The sequence below is a fragment of the Xanthomonas vasicola genome (genome assembly GCF_000772705.2).
Lineage (GTDB): Bacteria > Pseudomonadota > Gammaproteobacteria > Xanthomonadales > Xanthomonadaceae > Xanthomonas > Xanthomonas vasicola.
The window spans coordinates 1-1,435 of record NZ_JSBW02000013.1 but is presented as its reverse complement, the minus strand read 5'-3'; the positions used below and the strand labels follow the sequence as shown (position 1 = coordinate 1,435).

At 62.4% G+C, this 1,435-nt stretch carries 1 protein-coding gene; it reads right to left on the bottom strand.

Annotated elements, in window-relative coordinates:
• Window positions 1–1,318: IS5 family transposase (locus tag NX05_RS02925; protein ID WP_080991461.1), on the bottom strand; the 1,318-nt coding region annotated here is incomplete at its 3' end.
• Between the last annotated feature and the right edge of the window lie 117 nt (window positions 1,319–1,435).

The window sequence follows — 1,435 nt, the reverse complement described above, 5'->3', positions numbered from 1 at the left end:
CCCGCACCACCTGCAACCAAGCACGCAAAAATGCGATCCAGCGCAGCAGCCAGCGCAGGTTGTAGCCAGCGGCGCAGCCGAGCACGTGCAGTGCATCGCCTTGGGCGCCTTTGAGATGGCAGCGATTCAAGCGGCAGTCCTGTTTCAGATGTCCGATCACCGGCTCTACCGCTTGCCGTCGTTTGATCCAGCGCCATTGCCGTCGTGTCAGCGTCTTGGCTTGGCCGCGATGCAGGATCTGCACACCCTCCACGTCGCGCCCGCGATACCCCAGATCCACAATCGCCACCTGCGCGATCACATTCACATCCTGCAGCAGCCCGCGCGCCTGTTCCAGTTGCTCGGCCAACGTATCGCCGTCGTAGGGATTACCGGGAAAACTGCGCGCGCCCACAATCAAGCCCTTGCGCGCACTCACCGCAATGCCGACCTTGACGCCAAATTCGTAGGGGCTGCTTGCCTTGCCCTTGCTCATGCATTCCACTTCCGGTGCGTGCAACGCGTAGAGTTTTTGTTTGTCCTTGGGACGCTGCGCCAACAACCGTTGTGCGCGCTCCAACCAGACACCGATGCGCTCACGTACCGACGGTTCCTGCTGGGCCAGCTTGCGTTGCAGATCGCGTAATACCCGTCCCAGTATCGTGCGTTGGCGTCGCAGCTCCTTGCGCATGCGCTTGAACTGGCGCGCATGCGCATAGCGTCCGGCCTTGCGGCGCAACGCCGGACCTTGCCGCGCATAGGTTTGTCGCAGTGCGATGCCGTGTCGCTTGGCCAGCAGCACCAGCTTCTTGCGCGCCACCTCCAGCAAACGGCTGTCGGTGGGATGGGCGATCGCTTTTTCCTGCACGGTGGTATCCACGATCACCCGCGACAACTCGCGCGCATCCACCGCCTTCATCGTGTGAGCGGTGTTGATCGTGTGCGCCAACAGCTCTTCCATACCGGCTTCGCCCAGGCGCTGTTGCCAACGGGTCAGGGAGCTGGGATCGCACGGCAAGCAGGTCTGGAACACCACCTCGCCGGTGAAGAACTGCCAGTACGGATTTTCCAGCCAGCGCTCGCAGACCGCCTCGTCGGACAGGTCGTAGGCGTGCTTGAGGTAGAGCAACCCGGCGATCAACCGCACCGGCAATGCGGGCCGACCGCCTGTGCCGGTGGTGGTCGGCAACCGCGGCGACAGCGCCTGCTCCAACGCACTCCACGGCAGCCGATGGCTCAGCTGGACCAGTGGATGGCGCAAGTCGATCTGGTTCTCCAGACGCGAACGAAACAGCTCATCGGCAGGCAACTGCTCGGCGGCAGGACGGCGTGTACGCATGGGCGAAAACTGCCAGAAACCAGGACGTAGCGTAACGAAAACTGGCAATTCCAGCACACCGATAACGCAGATGAAGCCTTGCAATGGATGTGGTCTGGGGTTTTTCAGGGGCGACTA